Origin of the sequence: uncultured Xanthomonas sp. (genome assembly GCF_964278005.1) — a bacterium.
In the GTDB taxonomy this organism is placed as follows: Bacteria; Pseudomonadota; Gammaproteobacteria; order Xanthomonadales; family Xanthomonadaceae; genus Xanthomonas_A; species Xanthomonas_A sontii.
Genome location: NZ_CAXYKF010000026.1, coordinates 163,948 through 180,081 on the forward strand (window position 1 = coordinate 163,948; position 16,134 = coordinate 180,081).

The following is a 16,134-nucleotide window of genomic DNA, read 5'->3' on the forward strand; positions in this document are numbered from 1 at the left end:
CGTTAGCCCCCACTTTTACGCGTGATAAGGAAACAACCATGAGCACCGCTTCTACCATTCCCGATTCCCCACTCCCCACTCCCGGCCTCAAGGACATCGTCCTCGCCTTCTCCGGCGGCCTCGACACCAGCTTCTGCATTCCCTACCTGCAGGCCAAGGGTTATGCGGTGCACACCGTGTTCGCCGACACCGGCGGCGTGGACGCCGAGGAGCGCGATTTCATCGAGAAGCGCGCCGCGGAACTGGGCGCGGCCAGCCACGTCACCGTTGACGGCGGCCCGGCGATCTGGGCCGGCTTCGTCAAGCCGTTCGTGTGGGCGGGCGAGGGCTACCAGGGCCAGTATCCGCTGCTGGTGTCGGACCGCTACCTGATCGTCGATGCCGCGCTCAAGCGCGCCGAGGAGCTGGGCACCAAGACCATCGCCCACGGCTGCACCGGCATGGGCAACGACCAGGTGCGCTTCGACCTGGCGGTCAAGGCGCTGGGCGACTACGAGATCGTCGCGCCGATCCGCGAGATCCAGAAGGAACACACCCAGACCCGCGCCTACGAGCAGAAGTACCTGGAGGAGCGCGGCTTCGGCGTGCGGGCCAAGCAGCAGGCCTACACCATCAACGAGAATCTGCTTGGCCTGACCATGTCCGGCGGCGAGATCGACCGCTGGGAAGCGCCGGGCGAGGGCGCCCGCGGCTGGTGCGCGCCGCGCAGCGCGTGGCCGACCGAGCCGCTGACGGTGAAGCTGAAGTTCGTGCACGGCGAGGCGGTCGAACTCGACGGCAAGGCGCTGCCGGGCGAACAGATCCTGGCCAAGCTCAACAAGCTGTTTGCGCCCTACGGCGTGGGCCGCGGCGTGTACACCGGCGACACCGTGATCGGCCTGAAGGGCCGCATCGTGTTCGAGGCGCCGGGCCTGGTGGCGCTGCTGGCCGCGCACCGCGCGCTGGAGGATGCGGTGCTGACCAAGCAGCAGAACCGCTTCAAGCCGGACGTGGCGCGCAAGTGGGTGGAGCTGGTCTATGAAGGCTTCTACCACGACCCGCTGAAGACCGACCTGGAAGCCTTCCTGAAGTCGTCGCAGGCGATGGTCAATGGCGAAGTGACGCTGGAGACCCGCGGCGGCCGCGTCGACGCGGTGGCGGTGAAGTCGCCGCACCTGCTCAACGCCAAGGGCGCGACCTACGCGCAGTCGGCGGACTGGGGCGTGGCCGAAGCCGAGGGCTTCATCAAGCTGTTCGGCATGAGCTCGACGCTGTACGCGCAGGTCAATCGCTGACGCTTAGAGCCCCTCTCCCTTTGGGAGAGGGGTTGGGGTGAGGGTACGGGCGAAGCCTCGCACTAGTTGGTTGCGCGAGCTTCGCCAGGATCTTCACCTGCTGGCGCGATTGGCTTCACCCGGCTTCGCTCGTACCCTCATCCGCCCCTGCGGGGCACCTTCTCCCGAGGGGAGAAGGACCTGTCTGATGGACCTCATGCACGCACTGCGCATCAGCACCGACAAGCAGGAACTGGATCTGCCGTTGATCCATCGCTTCCTAAGCGAGCAGGCCTATTGGAGCCTGGGCATCCCGCTGGACACGGTGCAGCGGGCGATCGCCGGTTCGCTGTGCTTCGGCGGCCATCTCGATGGCGTCGGGCAGGTGGCGTTCGCCCGGGTCATCACCGACGGCGCGACCTTCGCCTATCTCGCCGACGTGTTCGTGCTCGACGCCTATCGCGGCCGCGGCTACGGCAAGCAACTGGTGGCGGCGGTGATGGCCCACCCCCAACTGCAAGGCCTGCGTCGCTTCATGCTCGCCACCTCCGATGCGCATGCGCTGTACGCCCAGTATGGGTTCGCCGCGCCGGCGCGGCCGCAGTCGTTGATGGAAATCGCCTATCCCGATCTCTACCGCACCAGCACCACGGCAGCCTGACACACCATGACCGATCTGCTCACCTCCACGCTCGATCACCTGCAGGCGCTGGTGTCCTTCGACACCCGCAATCCGCCGCGGGCGATCGGCACCGATGGCATCTTCGACTACCTCCGCGCGCAACTGCCCGGCTTCGCGGTGGAGGTGGTCGACCACGGCGCCGGCGCGGTCAGCCTGTACGCGGTACGCGGCACGCCGAAGTACCTGTTCAACGTGCACCTGGACACGGTGCCGGATTCGCCGCACTGGAGGGCCGATCCGCACGTCATGCGGCGCCTGGACGATCGCGTGGTCGGCCTTGGCGTGTGCGACATCAAGGGCGCGGCGGCGGCGCTGCTGGCCGCGGCCAATGCCGGCGACGGCGATGCCGCGTTCCTGTTCTCCAGCGACGAGGAAGCCAACGACCCGCGCTGCATCGCCGCGTTCCTGGCCCGCGGCATTTCCTATGAAGCGGTGCTGGTGGCCGAGCCGACCATGAGCGAGGCGGTGCTGGCGCACCGCGGCATCAGTTCGGTGCTGATGCGCTTCGCCGGCCGCGCCGGGCATGCCTCCGGCAAGCAGGATGCCGCGGCCAGCGCCCTGCATCAGGCAATGCGCTGGGGCGGCCGTGCGCTGGACCACGTCGAGTCGCTGGCGCATGCGCGCTTCGGCGGGCTGACCGGGCTGCGCTTCAACATCGGCCGGGTCGAGGGCGGGATCAAGGCCAATATGATCGCGCCGGCGGCGGAGCTGCGCTTCGGTTTCCGGCCGCTGCCGTCGATGGATGTGGATGCGTTGCTGGCGACCTTCGCCGGCTTCGCCGAGCCGGCCGCGGCGCATTTCGAGGAGACCTTCCGCGGGCCGAGCCTGCCGTCGGGAGACATTGCGCGCGCCGAGGACAAGCGCCTGGCCGCGCGCGACGTCGCCGATGCGCTGGAGCTGCCGATCGGCAACGCGGTGGACTTCTGGACCGAGGCCTCGCTGTTCTCCGCCGGCGGCTACACCGCGCTGGTCTACGGCCCGGGCGACATCGCCCAGGCGCATACCGCCGACGAGTTCGTGACGCTGGAGCAACTGCAGCGCTACGCCGCCTCGGTGCACCGCATCATCAACGGCGCGCGCTGAGCCGCGCGCCTTTCCACGTCGCCCGGACCGATCCTGCGATCGGCTCCACCCTGGATTCCTTCGGACATCGCCCCACGCCATGCACGCCAACCGCCAAACCCGCCAGACCATCGTGCGCCTGCTCTCGAGCATGGCCAGCGCGAAGGAGATCAGCCAGTACCTCAAGCGCTTCTCGCAACTGGACGCCAAGCGCTTCGCCGTGGTCAAGGTCGGCGGCGCGGTGCTGCGCGACGACCTGGAGGCGCTGACTTCCTCGCTGTCGTTCCTGCAGGAAGTGGGCCTGACCCCGATCGTGCTGCACGGCGCAGGCCCGCAGTTGGACGCGGAGCTGTCCGCCGCCGGCATCGACAAGCAGACCGTCAACGGCCTGCGGGTGACCTCGCCGGAAGCGCTGGCGATCGTGCGCCGGGTGTTCCAGGCTTCCAACCTGAAGCTGGTCGAGGCGCTGCAGCAGAACGGCGCGCGCGCCACCTCGATCACCGGCGGCGTGTTCGAGGCGCAGTACCTGGACCGCGATACCTACGGGCTGGTCGGCGAGGTCACCGCGGTGAACCTGGCGCCGATCGAGGCCAGCCTGCAGGCCGGCTCGATCCCGGTCATCACCAGCCTGGGCGAGACCCCCAGCGGCCAGATCCTCAATATCAACGCCGATTTCGCCGCCAACGAACTGGTGCAGGAACTGCAGCCGTACAAGATCATCTTCCTCACCGGCACCGGCGGCCTGCTCGACGAACAGGGCCGGGTGATCGATTCGATCAACCTGTCCACCGAGTACGACCACTTGATCGCGCAGCCGTGGATTCATGGCGGCATGAAGGTCAAGATCGAGCAGATCAAGGACCTGCTGGACCGGCTGCCGCTGGAGTCGTCGGTGTCGATCACGCGCCCGGCCGACCTGGCCAAGGAACTGTTCACCCACAAGGGCTCGGGCACCCTGGTGCGGCGCGGCGAGAAGGTGCTGCGCGCCACGGCGTGGAGCGAGCTGGACCTGCCGCGGCTGAAGACCCTGATCGAATCCAGTTTCGGTCGCACCCTGGTGCCGGACTATTTCGACACCACCAAGCTGCTGCGCGCCTACGTCAGCGAGAACTACCGCACCGCGGTGATCCTGACCGACGAGGGCGGCTACACCTACCTGGACAAGTTCGCCGTGCTCGACGACGCGCAGGGCGAGGGCCTGGGCCGCGCGGTGTGGAACGTGATGCGCGAGGAGACGCCGCAGCTGTTCTGGCGCTCGCGCCACAACAACCAGGTCAACATCTTCTACTACGCCGAGTCCGACGGCTGCTTCAAGCAGGAGAAGTGGAAGGTGTTCTGGTACGGCCTGGAGACCTTCGAGCAGATCCAGCACTGCGTGGCCCACTGCGCCACGCGCACGCCGACCCTGCAGGGTTGAGCGGCGCCTTCGTCATGACCGTTCCCATTTCCAGCATCGATCCCGTGCTGCCCGAGGCTTGGCGCCACGTGCCCACACTGCGCGGGCGCCACGTCAGCCTGGAGCCGCTGCAGGCGGCTCATGCCGAGGGGCTGCGCGCCGCGCTGCGCGGCAGCGGCCTGGACGCGCTGTGGTTCACCAATGTGCCGGCCCCGGAGCGGGTGGACGCCTACGTCGCTGCCGCGCTGGAGGTGCAGGCGCTGGGCCGGGTGCTGCCGTTCGTGGTGCGCGATGCGCAGGGCGAGATCGTCGGCAGCACGCGCTTCTACGGCCTGGATCCGCAGGTGCCGACGCTGTCGATCGGCTACACCTGGTATGCGCCGCGGGTACAGCGCAGCGGCCTGAACACCGAGGCCAAGCTGTTGCTGCTTGGCCACGCCTTCGAATCGCTCGGCTGCCTCAGCGTGGTGTTCGAGACCAGCTGGTTCAACCATGCCTCGCGCACCGCGATCGCGCGGCTGGGGGCCAAGCAGGACGGCGTGCTGCGCAACCACAAGCGCCACGCCGACGGCACCCCGCGCGACACCGTCATCTTCTCCATCATCGATACGGAATGGGCCGGGGTGAAACGCCACCTGCAGTTCCGCCTGGATTCGCACGCATGAGCACTCCCGTTTCTTCCATCGGCATCGTTGGCGCCCGCGGCCACACCGGCGCCGAACTGATCCGCCTGATCGCCGCACACCCGCAGTTGCGGCTGGCCTTCCTGTCCTCGCGCGAGCTGGACGGGCAGCGCGTCGATGCGCACCACGATGCTTACGAAGGCGAGTTGCGCTACGAGAATCTCGACCCGGAGGCGGTGGCGGCCAAGCGCGCCGACGTGGTGGTGCTGGCGCTGCCCAACGGCAAGGCCGCGCCCTATGTGGCGGCGCTGGATGCGGCGGTCGCCGCCGGTGCGCTGGACCCGATCGTGGTCGACCTGTCCGCGGACTACCGCTTCGATCCGGCCTGGTACTACGGCCTGCCGGAACTGACCCGCGCCGGCTATGCCGGGCAGCGCCGCATCAGCAATCCGGGCTGCTACGCCACCGCGATGCAGCTGGCGATCGCGCCGCTGCGCGAGCAGCTCGCCGGGCCGCCGCAGTGCTTCGGCGTGTCCGGCTATTCCGGTGCCGGCACCACGCCGTCGGACAAGAACAACCCGGCGCTGCTGCACGACAACCTGATGCCGTACGCGTTGACCGACCATATGCACGAGCGCGAGGTGTCCGCGCAGCTCGGCGTGCCGGTGGAATTCATGCCGCACGTGGCGCCGCATTTCCGCGGCATCACCATGACCGTGAACCTGTGGCTGCAGCAGCCGCTGAAGTTGGAGGCGGTGCAGCAGCTGTATCGCACGCGCTATGCCGATGAGCCACTGATCGAGGTAGTCGACGAGGCGCCGTGGGTCAGCCGCATCGCCGGCCGCCACGGCGTGCAGCTCGGCGGCTTCACCCTGGCCCCGGGCAACAAGCGGCTGGTGCTGGTGGCCACGCTCGACAACCTGCTCAAGGGCGCCGCGACGCAGGCGATGCAGAACCTCAATCTGGCGCTGGGCGTGGACGAGTTGACGTCGATTCCCGTTTGAAATCGTCGGGACCCGGGGCCCGGGACTCGGGACCCGGAGAAGCAAGAGCCGATGCTTTTGCTTTTCCGGGTCCCGGGCCCCGGGTCCCGGGGCCCGCAAAAAAGGACCCCCAATGACTAATCTTCTCTGGCAAAAACCCGGCGTCGCCGTCGACACGCAGATCCAGGCCTTCCTGGCCGGCGACGACGTGCTCCTGGACCGCGAGTTCTTCCTGCACGACATCGCCGCCAGCGGCGCGCACGCCGAAGGCCTGCAGCGCATCGGCATCCTGTCCGCCGACGAACTGGCCGGGCTGCAGCGCGAGCTGGCGGTGCTGGCAGAGGATTTCCGTAGCGGCGCGTTCGTGCTGGATGCGCGCTTCGAGGACGGCCACTCGGCGATCGAGGCGCGGCTGACCGAGCGCCTGGGCGATGCCGGGCGCAAGATCCATACCGGGCGCAGCCGCAACGACCAGATCCTGGTGGCCACCCGGCTGTGGCTGAAGGACAAGTTGGCGCGGCTGGCGCAATTGAGCGCGGAGATCGCCAAGGTGGCGCTGGACCGCGCGCAGGCCGAGCGCGACCTGCCGGTGCCCGGCTACACCCACATCCAGCGCGCCGTGGTGTCCTCGGCGGGCATGTGGTGGGCGGGCTGGGCCGAGGCCTTCATCGACGACGCGCTGCGCGCCCGCGACACCCTGCGCCTGGTCGACTGCAATCCGCTGGGCACCGCCGCCGGCTACGGCGTCAACCTGCCGCTGGACCGTGCGCACACCACCGCCGCGCTGGGCTTCGCGCGCCTGCAGGTCAGCCCGATCTATGCGCAGCTCTCGCGCGGCAAGTTCGAGATGGCCGCGCTGGAAGCGCTGGGCAGCGCCACCCTGGACTTGCGCCGCCTGGCCTGGGACCTGTCGCTGTTCACCAGCGGCGAATTCGGTTTCGTCGCGCTGCCGGCGCAGTACACCACCGGCAGCTCGATCATGCCCAACAAGCGCAACCCCGACGTGATCGAGCTGATGCGCGCCACCCACGCCAGCGTGGCCGCCGCGCGTACCGAGATCGAACAGTTGTTGTCGCTGCCGTCCGGTTATCACCGCGACCTGCAGAGCAGCAAGGGCGCGATCTTCCACGGCTTCGGCCGCGGCCTGGCCGCGCTGGAGCTGCTGCCGGCGCTGCTGGCCAACCTGGAGTGGCGCGAGGACAGGCTGCGCGCGGCGATCGATTCGGGCATGTACGCCACCGACGTGGCGGTGGAAGCCGCGGTGGCCGGTGTGCCGTTCCGCGAGGCCTATCAGGCCGCCGCCGCATCCGCCGACAGCGCAGGGCAGGGGCGTACGCCGGAAGGCAGCCTGGCCGCGCGGGTCTCGCCGGGCGCCGCCGCCGATCTGCGCCTGGACGAGTTGCAGGCGCGCTGGCAGGCGCTGGAGGCTTGATTGCCTGTGGGAGGGCTTCAACCGCGACGCCTCGGCGCTATAACGCGTCGGGGCTGAAGCCCCTTCCACAAAAAGCATTCGCTGCGACGCCGAACATGCAAACCGATTGCAGAAGGAACACCGTACGATGAAGCACTACCTGGTCCTGGCGATGCGCAAACCGAGCTTCGACGAGCGCGTGGTCGCGCCGCATCTGGCCTTCCTCGACGACCTGCGCGCGCGCGGCCTGCTGGCGCTGACCGGCGGCTTCAGCGACCGCAGCGGCGGCGCCTACCTGCTGCAGGGCGTGGACGACCTGGCGCAGGCGCAGGCGATCGTCGCCGCCGATCCGCTGGCGATCCACGGCAGCTCCGACCTCACCGTGTACGAATGGAACACGCGCTGATCCCATGACCTCGCAGACGCCATCGCCCTTCGTCGAACAACGCCTGCCGCCGTGGCGGCGCGCGGTGCTCAAGGTCGGCAGCAGCCTGCTGGCCGCCGACGGCGGCGGGCTGACGCCACGCTTCGCGCTGGGCCTGGCGCAGTTCGTCTCGGCCAACCTGGCGGCCGGGCGCGAACTGGTGATCGTGTCCTCCGGCGCGGTCGCCGCGGGCCGTGCCATCGTGCCCAAGGCCGCCGAGGCCGGTGCGGCGCTGGCGGCACGGCAGGCGCTGGCCGCGCTCGGCCAGGCGCAGCTGATCGCGCTGTGGCAGCGCTTCTTCGAGCGGCCGGTGGCGCAGGTGCTGCTGACCCACGACGACCTGCGCAACCGCCGTCGCTACCTCAACGCGCGCGCCACGCTGGGCGAACTGTTGCGGCTGGGCGCGCTGCCGGTGGTCAACGAGAACGACACCGTGTCGGTGGACGAGCTCAAGCTCGGCGACAACGACAATCTCGCCGCGATCGTCGCCGCCCTGGTCGACGCCGATGCGCTGTTCATCGCCACCGACATCGATGGCCTGTACACCGCCGACCCGCGCCGCGACCCGCAGGCACAACCGCTGCACGAGGTGCAGGAACTGAGCGCGGCGGTGCTGGCCATGGCCGGCGGCAGCGGCAGCGGCGTGGGCACCGGCGGCATGCGCACCAAGCTGGAGGCCGCGGCCAAGGCCGGCGCCGCCGGCATCGAGACCTATCTGTTCAACGGCCGCAGCGCCGAGGTGGTGCGCGGCCTGGCCCAGGACAGCCTGCGCGGTACCCGCATCCATGCCGCGCGCACCCGCATCGCCGCGCGCAAGTACTGGCTGCGCCACGTGCCGGTGGAACCGGGGGCGATCCTGGTCGATGCCGGCGCCGCCGCTGCGCTGCTCGACAAGGGCGCCTCGCTGCTGCCGGGCGGCGTCGCCGGCGCCGTGGGCGAGTTCCGCCGCGGCGACATGGTCGAGGTGCGTCTGCGCGACGCGGCGGGCGAGCGCTGCCTGGCGCGCGGCGTCAGCCAGTACGCGGCGGTGGACATCCGCCGTATCGCCGGCCGCCACTCGCGCGACATCGAGGCGATCCTGGGCTACAACTATGGCGAGAACGTGATCCATCGCGACGATCTGGTGGTGGTGCGGGAATCGGGAGTCGGGAATGGGGAATCGGCGTAAACGCGCCCGCCCCGCGCCGGCCACGAATGCGGCGCAGTGCAGTCATCTGCATCGCGCCTCGCCCTCGCCGCTTCTGATGCCCTCGCGCCGCGCGTAGCCTGTCCGAATCCCGAATCCCGAATCCACCGGAGCCGCCCAATGACCTCCATCCGCACCCAGGCCCTGCACTGCCGCGATGCCGCGCAAGCGCTGGCGCAGTTGTCGTCGCCGGCCAAACAGGCGTTGCTGGAGGCGATGGCGGCGGCGCTGGAGGCGGATGCCGAAGCGATCCTCGCCGCCAATGCGCGCGATCTGGAGGCGGCGCGGGCCAAGGAGGTCGGTAGCGCGATGCTCGATCGGCTGGCGCTGGACCGCAAGCGCCTGGACGGCATCGCCGCGGCGCTGCGCGAGGTGGCGGGCCTGCCCGACCCGGTGGGGCAGGTCACCCGCGACGACGTGCGCCCCAACGGCATCCGCGTGCAGAAGATCCGCGTGCCGCTGGGCGTGGTGGCGATGATCTACGAAGCGCGCCCCAACGTCACCGCCGACGCTGCGGCGCTGTGCATCAAGGCCGGCAACGGGGTGATCCTGCGCGGCGGCTCCGAGGCGATCCACTCCAACACCGCCATCGCCGCGTCACTGCGCCGGGCTTTGCGCGACGCAGGCATCGGCGAGGCCGCGCTGACCCTGGTCGAGGATCTGCGCCGCGAGACCATGCTGGAACTGCTGCAGCTCCACGACATCGTCGACCTGGCGATCCCGCGCGGCGGCGAAGGCCTGATCCGCTTCGTCGCCGAACATGCGCGGGTGCCGGTGATCAAGCACTACAAGGGCGTATGCCATCTGTTCGTCGACGCCTCGGCGGACCTGGCGCTGGCGGTGAAGCTGCTGGTCGACGGCAAGACCACGCGGCCGGCCGCCTGCAATTCGCTGGAAACGCTGCTGGTGCACGCCGACGTGGCCGCGCGCTTCCTGCCGCTGGCGGCGCAGGCGCTGCGCGAACGCGGCGTCGCCCTGCGCGGCGATGCCGCCACCCGCGCGCTGCTGCCGGACATCGACCCCGCCAGCGACGACGACTACGCCGCCGAATATCTGGACCTGATCCTGGCGGTGGCGGTGGTGCCCGACCTGGACGCGGCGATCGCACACATCCGCCGCTACGGCTCGGACCACACCGAAGTCATCGCCACCGCCGATGCGGCCAACGCCGAGGCGTTCGTGCAGGCGCTGCGCGCGGCGGTGGTGATGGTCAACGCCTCCTCGCGCTTCTCCGACGGCGGCGAACTGGGCCTGGGCGCGGAGATCGGTATCTCCACCACGCGCCTGCATGCCTACGGCCCGATGGGCCTGGAAGCGCTGACCGTGGAGCGCTTCGTGGTGCGCGGCGAAGGCCAGGTGCGGCACTGAGGCGCTGCGATCTTGGTCGGTCGGGCGCCTGAGCTGCCTGGCAAGGGACTGATCGGCGGCATGTCGGTGGAGTTGGGGCAGGGCAGCCACCTGAGCTGATTGGCATGGCGTGCCTGCGCGCTCGCGTGCCCGCGGCGAGGGTCGGCGACCCAGCCTTTGTCACTTGCCGAGCGCGGCGTCGTCGCCTAGCGTCGCGGATTCGCCTCCTTTCGGGATCCAATGCCCATGCGCCGCCTCGCTCCTTGCCTGCTCGCCGCTGCCGTCGCCCTCGCCACCGCCGGCACCGCGTTCGCTCAGACCGCGCCGATGACGCCGGACATCACCGGCAAGCCCTTCGTCGCGCCGACCGCGGCCAACGACTACATCAAGCGCGAGGTGATGATCCCGATGCGCGACGGGGTCAAGCTGCATACGGTGATCGTGCTGCCCAAGGGCGCGCACGGCGCGCCGATGCTGCTGACCCGCACGCCCTACGACGCCAGCGGCCGTGCCAGCCGGCTGGCCTCGCCGCACATGCGCGATCTGCTGCCGCAGGGCGACGAGGTGTTCGTCGATGGCGGCTACATCCGCGTGTTCCAGGATATCCGTGGCAAATACGGCTCGGAGGGCGACTATGTGGTGACCCGGCCGCTGCGCGGGCCGCTCAACCCGACCAAGGTCGACCACGCCACCGACGCTTGGGACACCATCGACTGGCTGGTCAAGCACGTGCCCGAATCCAACGGCAAGGTCGGCATGATCGGCTCGTCCTACGAGGGCTTCACCGTGGTGATGGCGCTGGCCGATCCGCATCCGGCGCTGAAGGTGGCCGCGCCGGAGAGCCCGATGATCGACGGCTGGATGGGCGACGACTGGCTCAACTACGGCGCCTTCCGCCAGGTCAACCTGGACTACTTCACCGGCCAGATGACCCGGCGCGGCAAGGGCGAGGGCATTCCGCGCCAAGGCTACGACGACTACAGCAATTTCCTGCGCGCCGGTTCGGCCGGCGACTACGCCAAGGCCGCCGGGCTGGAGCAGTTGCCGTGGTGGCGCAAGCTCACCGAGCACCCGGCCTACGATGCGTTCTGGCAGGAGCAGGCGCTGGACAAGGTGATGGCGCGCACCCCGCTGAAGGTGCCGACGATGTGGCTGCAGGGGCTGTGGGACCAGGAAGACATGTGGGGCGCGATCCACAGCTACGAAGCGATGGAGCCGCGCGACACCGGCAACGACAAGAACTACCTGGTCATGGGGCCGTGGCGGCACAGCCAGGTCAACTACGAGGGCGCCTCGCTGGGCGCGCTGCAGTTCGACGGCGATACCGCGCTGCAGTTCCGCCGCGACGTGCTCAAGCCGTTCTTCGATCAGTACCTGGTCGACGGCGCGCCCAAGGCCGACACGCCGCCGGTGCTGATCTACGACACCGGCGCCAACCACTGGGACCGCCTGCAGCGCTGGCCGCTGAGCTGCGCGCAGGGCTGCCCGGCGCAGAGCAAGCCGCTGTACCTGGAGGCCGGCGGCCGCGTCTCGTTCGAGGCGCCCAAGGCCGGGCAGGGCGAGTACACCGAGTACGTGTCCGACCCGGCCAAGCCGGTGCCGTTCGTGCCGCGCCCGGTGGTGTTCGGCGACCGCGACATGTGGACCACCTGGCTGGTGCACGACCAGCGCTTCGTCGACGGCCGCCCGGACGTGCTGACCTTCGTCAGCGAACCGCTGCAGGCGCCGCTGCGCATCGCCGGCGCGCCGCAGGTGAACCTGCAGGCCTCCACCAGCGGCAGCGACAGCGACTGGGTGGTGAAGCTGATCGACGTGTACCCGGACCAGATGGCGTCCGATCCGAAACTGGGCGGCTATGAATTGCCGGTGTCGCTGGCGATCTTCCGCGGCCGCTACCGCGAAAGCTTCGAGCATCCGGCGCCCCTCACTCCGAACCAGCCGCTGGCCTACCGCTTCGGCCTGCCCACCGCCAACCACACCTTCGAGCGCGGCCACCGGGTGATGGTACAGGTGCAGTCGAGCCTGTTCCCGCTGTACGACCGCAATCCGCAGACCTACGTGCCGAACATCTACTTCGCCAAGCCCGGCGATTACCAGAAGGCGACGCAGCGGATCTGGCACACGCCGCAGCAGGCCAGTTTCATCAGTTTGCCGGTGTACTGAGCCAGAGAATGCCGCACCGGCGGCGCGCGACGCCACGCGTCGCGCTGCCGACCGTCCAGGTTCGGTGGGCCGATCGCCATGACAGAGCCGGGCGCTGCCCAGGCGCGCCGGCCGCACGGTGTCGCCTGCGCCTGTCGATGCAATCGTTTACCGGCGCGGTTCGGCGAACGCAGCCGATGCAGGGACCCACGCAGCCGCGCAGAACCGGGCCATGCCGGTGGCGTCATTTTTTTATTGCTTTGCGCAATAACACTGAAAAACCCGCAGCGGGCTTTGTGAAAAAAGCGTCGCTGGAGTGTGGTGCTAAACACAGTTGTGTCACGTATTTGTGCCGGTTTATTGCCTATGTGTGTCGTCATTGGCAAAGATCGGTGCGTGCAAACGGAAGGGGGGACCGCGTAACGCCAGTTCTTTGGCGGATATGCGGCACGATCGATCCGGACCTGAGGGTGGGCACCTCGCAATGCAGGCGAGGCATGTCGGCGCAGAGTCACTGCACATGGTGTTGCCGTCCTGCCGTTCGAACTGTTTTGCTTTCACAAGGAGTGCCCGTGATGTCATTGGACACCGCCCGTTTGTCTCGTTCGCCCCGTCACGTGGCGCATCGCCGCCGCCCGCCTCATCCCCGGGTTTTCCCCTTGCAACGACCCCGACGCTAGCTGCGTCCACCCCGACATGGCGCGCGGTAGTGCGTGCGCTGCGTTGCTTGATCACCGATCCAATGCTTGTCGTGGACCGATAGGGCCGCGTAGGTGAGGTGTTGCCTACGTATCGGCCGGCACGGCGCTCAGTCGCGTCGACCGCCCCAGGCCATCGGCTCACGCTCGCCCGCTTCCGCCCATCCTCGCGAAAGGAGTGTTCGTCATGAGTATCCAGGTCAAGGTTGTCCCGCACGATGCGGACCCCGCGCGCGCCCAGGCCGTGCCGCTGCCCGCCGATGGCGTGGTGAACCTCACCCGGGCCAGCCAGGTGGTGCTGGATGTGGCGCCGGACAGCGTCGCCGCCTATACGCGTGAGGGCGGCGACCTGGTCGTCAGGCTGAAGAACGGCGAGATGGTCCGCATCGCCCATTTCTTCGACGCCTCGGCCGAACCGAGCCAGTTGTTCCTGACCCGGGATGAGCGTCCGGTGGCAGTGCAGTTCGCGACCAGCAGCGAGGAAGGTGCGTTGCTGGCCAGCTATGCGCCGGTGACGGGCGAGGCCGGATTCGAATCCTTGACTGCGGCTGGCGCGGGCGGCATGGCCGGTGGGCTGGCGGCGCCCTGGCTGATGGCGGGTGGCGTCGCACTCGGCGCGGGCGCGCTGGCCAGCATGGGCAGCGAGGACGATCGCAATGAGATCGTGCAGCCGCAGCCGCAGCCGCAGCCGTCGGCACCGGCCATGGCGAGCAATCTGCAGATCTCTCCGGACGGCACCCAGATCACCGGCAATGCGCCGCCCGGCCACTGGGTCGGCATCGATATCGATGGTGACGGACAGGTGGACACGGTGGTCTTGGTCGGCACCGACGGCAGCTTCACCGTGACGCTGCCGGCGCCGGTGGTCGATGGCCAGATGGTAAGCGTGGTGGTCACCAGCCCTGGTGGGGCCTCCAGCCCGCCGGCGATGGTGCAGGCGCCGGACGTCACCCCGCCCGGTGCGGCCGGCAACCTGCAAGTGGCGCCCGATGGCAGCAGCCTCACCGGCACGGCGGAGGCAGGCGCGACGGTGGGTGTGGATACCAATGGCGATGGCGTGCCGGACGTGACCGCCGTGGTCGGCAGCGACGGCACCTTCACTGTACCGCTGCAGCCGCCACTCACCAATGGCGAACCGCTGACGGTGGTGGTGACCGACACGGCCGGCAACACCGGCCCCGGCGCCAGCGTCAACGCGCCCGACACCACGCCGCCGGCGGCGGCCGGCAATCTGCAGGTCTCGGCCGATGGCGGCAGCCTCACCGGCACCGCGGAGGCGGGCGCCACAGTGGGCGTGGATACCAATGGCGACGGCGTGCCGGACGTCACGGCCGTGGTCGGCAGCGATGGCACCTTTACCGTGCCCTTGCAGCCGCCGCTGACCGATGGCGAGACCCTGACCGTGGTGGTGACCGATCCGGGCGGCAACACCAGTCCGCCGGCCAGCGTGCAGGCGCCGGATCTGCTGGCGGCACCGGTCATCGACGCCAGCAACGGCAGCGTCATCGCCGGTACCTCGGAAGCGGGTGCGACCATCACCCTGACCGACGGCAACGGCGCACCGATCGGCCAGGCCATCGTCGATGCGTCCGGCAACTGGAGCTTCACCCCGGCCACACCGCTGGCGGACGGCACGGTGATCACGGCGGTCGCCAGCAATGCCGCCGGCACGGTCAGTCCGCCGGCGACCACCACGGTGGACGCGGTGGCACCCGCGGCACCGGTGCTGCAGCCGAGCAACGGCATGGAGATCAACGGCACGGCGGAGGCCGGTGCGACAGTGACGGTGACCGACGGCAACGGTGCGGTGATCGGGCAGGCCGCGGTCGATGCGTCCGGCAACTGGAGCCTCGTCCCCGCCAGTCCGCTGCCCGACGGCACGGTCATCACCGCTGTCGCCACCGATGCCGCAGGCAACGCCAGCCCGCCGGCGACGACCACCGTCGATGCGCTGGCGCCGGCCGCGCCAGTGCTGCAGCCGAGCGATGGCAGCGCGATCGTCGGCACGGCGGAGGCCGGCGCGACGGTCACCGTCACCGACGGCAACGGCACGGTGATCGGCCAGACCACCGCCGATGGCGCCGGCAACTGGAGCGTCACACCGGGCACGGCCTTGCCGGACGGCACCGTGGTCAACGTCGTCGCCACGGACGCGGCCGGCAACTTCAGCCCGCCCGCATCGCTCACCGTGGATGCGCTGGCACCGGCGGCGCCGGTGCTGCAGCCGAGCAACGGCACGGTGATCGTCGGTACCGCCGAGGCGGGGGCGACGGTGACGGTGACCGACGGCAACGGCACGCTGATCGGACAGACCACTGCCGATGGCGCGGGCAACTGGAGCGTGACCCCGGGCGCCGCGTTGCCCGATGGCACCGTGGTCAACGCCGTGGCCACCGATGCGACCGGCAACGTCAGTCCGCCGGCGACGACCACGGTGGATGCGCTGGCGCCGGCGGCGCCGGTGCTGCAGCCGAGCAATGGCACGGCGATCGTCGGGACTGCCGAGGCGGGTGCGACGGTCACCGTCACAGATGGCAATGGCAACTTGATCGGGCAGACGACGGCCGATGGCGCCGGCAACTGGAGCGTGACCCCGGGCGCCGCGTTGCCGGATGGCACGGTGGTGAATGCTGTGGCCACCGACGCGGCCGGCAATGCCAGCCCGCCGGCGTCCGCCACGGTCGATGCGCTGGCACCGGCTGCGCCGGTGCTGCAGCCGAGCAACGGCACGGCGATCGTCGGGACTGCGGAGGCGGGTGCGACCGTCACGGTGACCGACGGTAACGGCACGCTGATCGGGCAGACGACGGCCGATGGCGCCGGCAACTGGAGCGTGAGCCCGGGTGCCGCGTTGCCTGACGGTACCGTGATCAACGCCGTCGCCACCGATGCGGCCGGCAATGCCAGCCCGCCGGCGTCCACCACGG

The 16,134-nt window shown here is 69.6% G+C and carries 12 protein-coding genes; all 12 read left to right on the plus strand.

Going from position 1 to position 16,134, the window contains the following annotated elements:
- Positions 1–38: 38 nt before the first annotated feature.
- Positions 39–1,274 (plus strand): argininosuccinate synthase, encoded by a 1,236-nt coding sequence (locus tag ACHWVH_RS19485; RefSeq protein ID WP_152239357.1) that lies wholly within the window; start codon positions 39–41, stop codon positions 1,272–1,274.
- A 187-nt stretch (positions 1,275–1,461) separates the two neighbouring features.
- Positions 1,462–1,914 (plus strand): GNAT family N-acetyltransferase, encoded by a 453-nt coding sequence (locus tag ACHWVH_RS19490; RefSeq protein WP_043095626.1) that lies wholly within the window; start codon positions 1,462–1,464, stop codon positions 1,912–1,914.
- 6 nt (positions 1,915–1,920) lie between these two features.
- Positions 1,921–3,018 carry an acetylornithine deacetylase gene (locus ACHWVH_RS19495; RefSeq protein WP_295924649.1) on the plus strand — a complete coding sequence of 366 codons (1,098 nt, stop codon included), beginning with the start codon at positions 1,921–1,923 and terminating at the stop codon, positions 3,016–3,018.
- Between the two features lie 79 nt (positions 3,019–3,097).
- A complete protein-coding gene (locus ACHWVH_RS19500) occupies positions 3,098–4,414 on the plus strand; it encodes an acetylglutamate kinase (protein WP_267084726.1) in 1,317 nt (438 codons plus the stop codon).
- Between the two features lie 14 nt (positions 4,415–4,428).
- Positions 4,429–5,058 carry a GNAT family N-acetyltransferase gene (locus ACHWVH_RS19505; RefSeq protein WP_017912493.1) on the plus strand — a complete coding sequence of 210 codons (630 nt, stop codon included), beginning with the start codon at positions 4,429–4,431 and terminating at the stop codon, positions 5,056–5,058.
- A complete protein-coding gene (argC, locus tag ACHWVH_RS19510; protein ID WP_394687793.1) occupies positions 5,055–6,020 on the plus strand; it encodes an N-acetyl-gamma-glutamyl-phosphate reductase in 966 nt (321 codons plus the stop codon). Before ACHWVH_RS19505 ends, argC begins: the two co-directional genes overlap by 4 nt.
- Positions 6,021–6,132: 112 nt before the next feature.
- Positions 6,133–7,431, plus strand: a complete 1,299-nt coding sequence (gene argH / locus ACHWVH_RS19515; protein WP_394687794.1) for an argininosuccinate lyase — start codon at positions 6,133–6,135, stop codon at positions 7,429–7,431.
- A 127-nt stretch (positions 7,432–7,558) separates the two neighbouring features.
- Entirely contained in the window at positions 7,559–7,816 is a 258-nt protein-coding gene (locus ACHWVH_RS19520) for a YciI family protein (protein WP_043095621.1), read from the plus strand.
- A gap of 4 nt (positions 7,817–7,820) precedes the next feature.
- Complete coding sequence (proB, locus tag ACHWVH_RS19525; protein WP_153752609.1) at positions 7,821–9,002, plus strand: glutamate 5-kinase; 1,182 nt, start codon at positions 7,821–7,823, stop codon at positions 9,000–9,002.
- A 138-nt stretch (positions 9,003–9,140) separates the two neighbouring features.
- Entirely contained in the window at positions 9,141–10,388 is a 1,248-nt protein-coding gene (locus ACHWVH_RS19530) for a glutamate-5-semialdehyde dehydrogenase (RefSeq protein WP_295924641.1), read from the plus strand.
- 225 nt (positions 10,389–10,613) lie between these two features.
- A complete protein-coding gene (locus ACHWVH_RS19535; protein ID WP_267081592.1) occupies positions 10,614–12,530 on the plus strand; it encodes a CocE/NonD family hydrolase in 1,917 nt (638 codons plus the stop codon).
- A gap of 864 nt (positions 12,531–13,394) precedes the next feature.
- Positions 13,395–16,134 (plus strand): Ig-like domain-containing protein (locus tag ACHWVH_RS19540; protein WP_394687795.1); only part of this gene is annotated, 2,740 nt, incomplete at its 3' end.

Excerpts from the sequence above, each read along its gene's own strand:
- argC (WP_394687793.1), top strand. The coding sequence starts at position 5,055 with ATGAGCACTCCCGTTTCTTCCATCGGCATCGTTGGCGCCCGCGGCCAC.
- ACHWVH_RS19520 (WP_043095621.1), top strand. The coding sequence starts at position 7,559 with ATGAAGCACTACCTGGTCCTGGCGATGCGCAAACCGAGCTTCGACGAG.
- ACHWVH_RS19530 (WP_295924641.1), top strand. The coding sequence starts at position 9,141 with ATGACCTCCATCCGCACCCAGGCCCTGCACTGCCGCGATGCCGCGCAA.
- ACHWVH_RS19505 (WP_017912493.1), top strand. The coding sequence starts at position 4,429 with ATGACCGTTCCCATTTCCAGCATCGATCCCGTGCTGCCCGAGGCTTGG.
- ACHWVH_RS19485 (WP_152239357.1), top strand. The coding sequence starts at position 39 with ATGAGCACCGCTTCTACCATTCCCGATTCCCCACTCCCCACTCCCGGC.
- argH (WP_394687794.1), top strand. The coding sequence starts at position 6,133 with ATGACTAATCTTCTCTGGCAAAAACCCGGCGTCGCCGTCGACACGCAG.
- proB (WP_153752609.1), top strand. The coding sequence starts at position 7,821 with ATGACCTCGCAGACGCCATCGCCCTTCGTCGAACAACGCCTGCCGCCG.
- ACHWVH_RS19535 (WP_267081592.1), top strand. The coding sequence starts at position 10,614 with ATGCGCCGCCTCGCTCCTTGCCTGCTCGCCGCTGCCGTCGCCCTCGCC.
- ACHWVH_RS19490 (WP_043095626.1), top strand. The coding sequence starts at position 1,462 with ATGGACCTCATGCACGCACTGCGCATCAGCACCGACAAGCAGGAACTG.
- ACHWVH_RS19500 (WP_267084726.1), top strand. The coding sequence starts at position 3,098 with ATGCACGCCAACCGCCAAACCCGCCAGACCATCGTGCGCCTGCTCTCG.
- ACHWVH_RS19495 (WP_295924649.1), top strand. The coding sequence starts at position 1,921 with ATGACCGATCTGCTCACCTCCACGCTCGATCACCTGCAGGCGCTGGTG.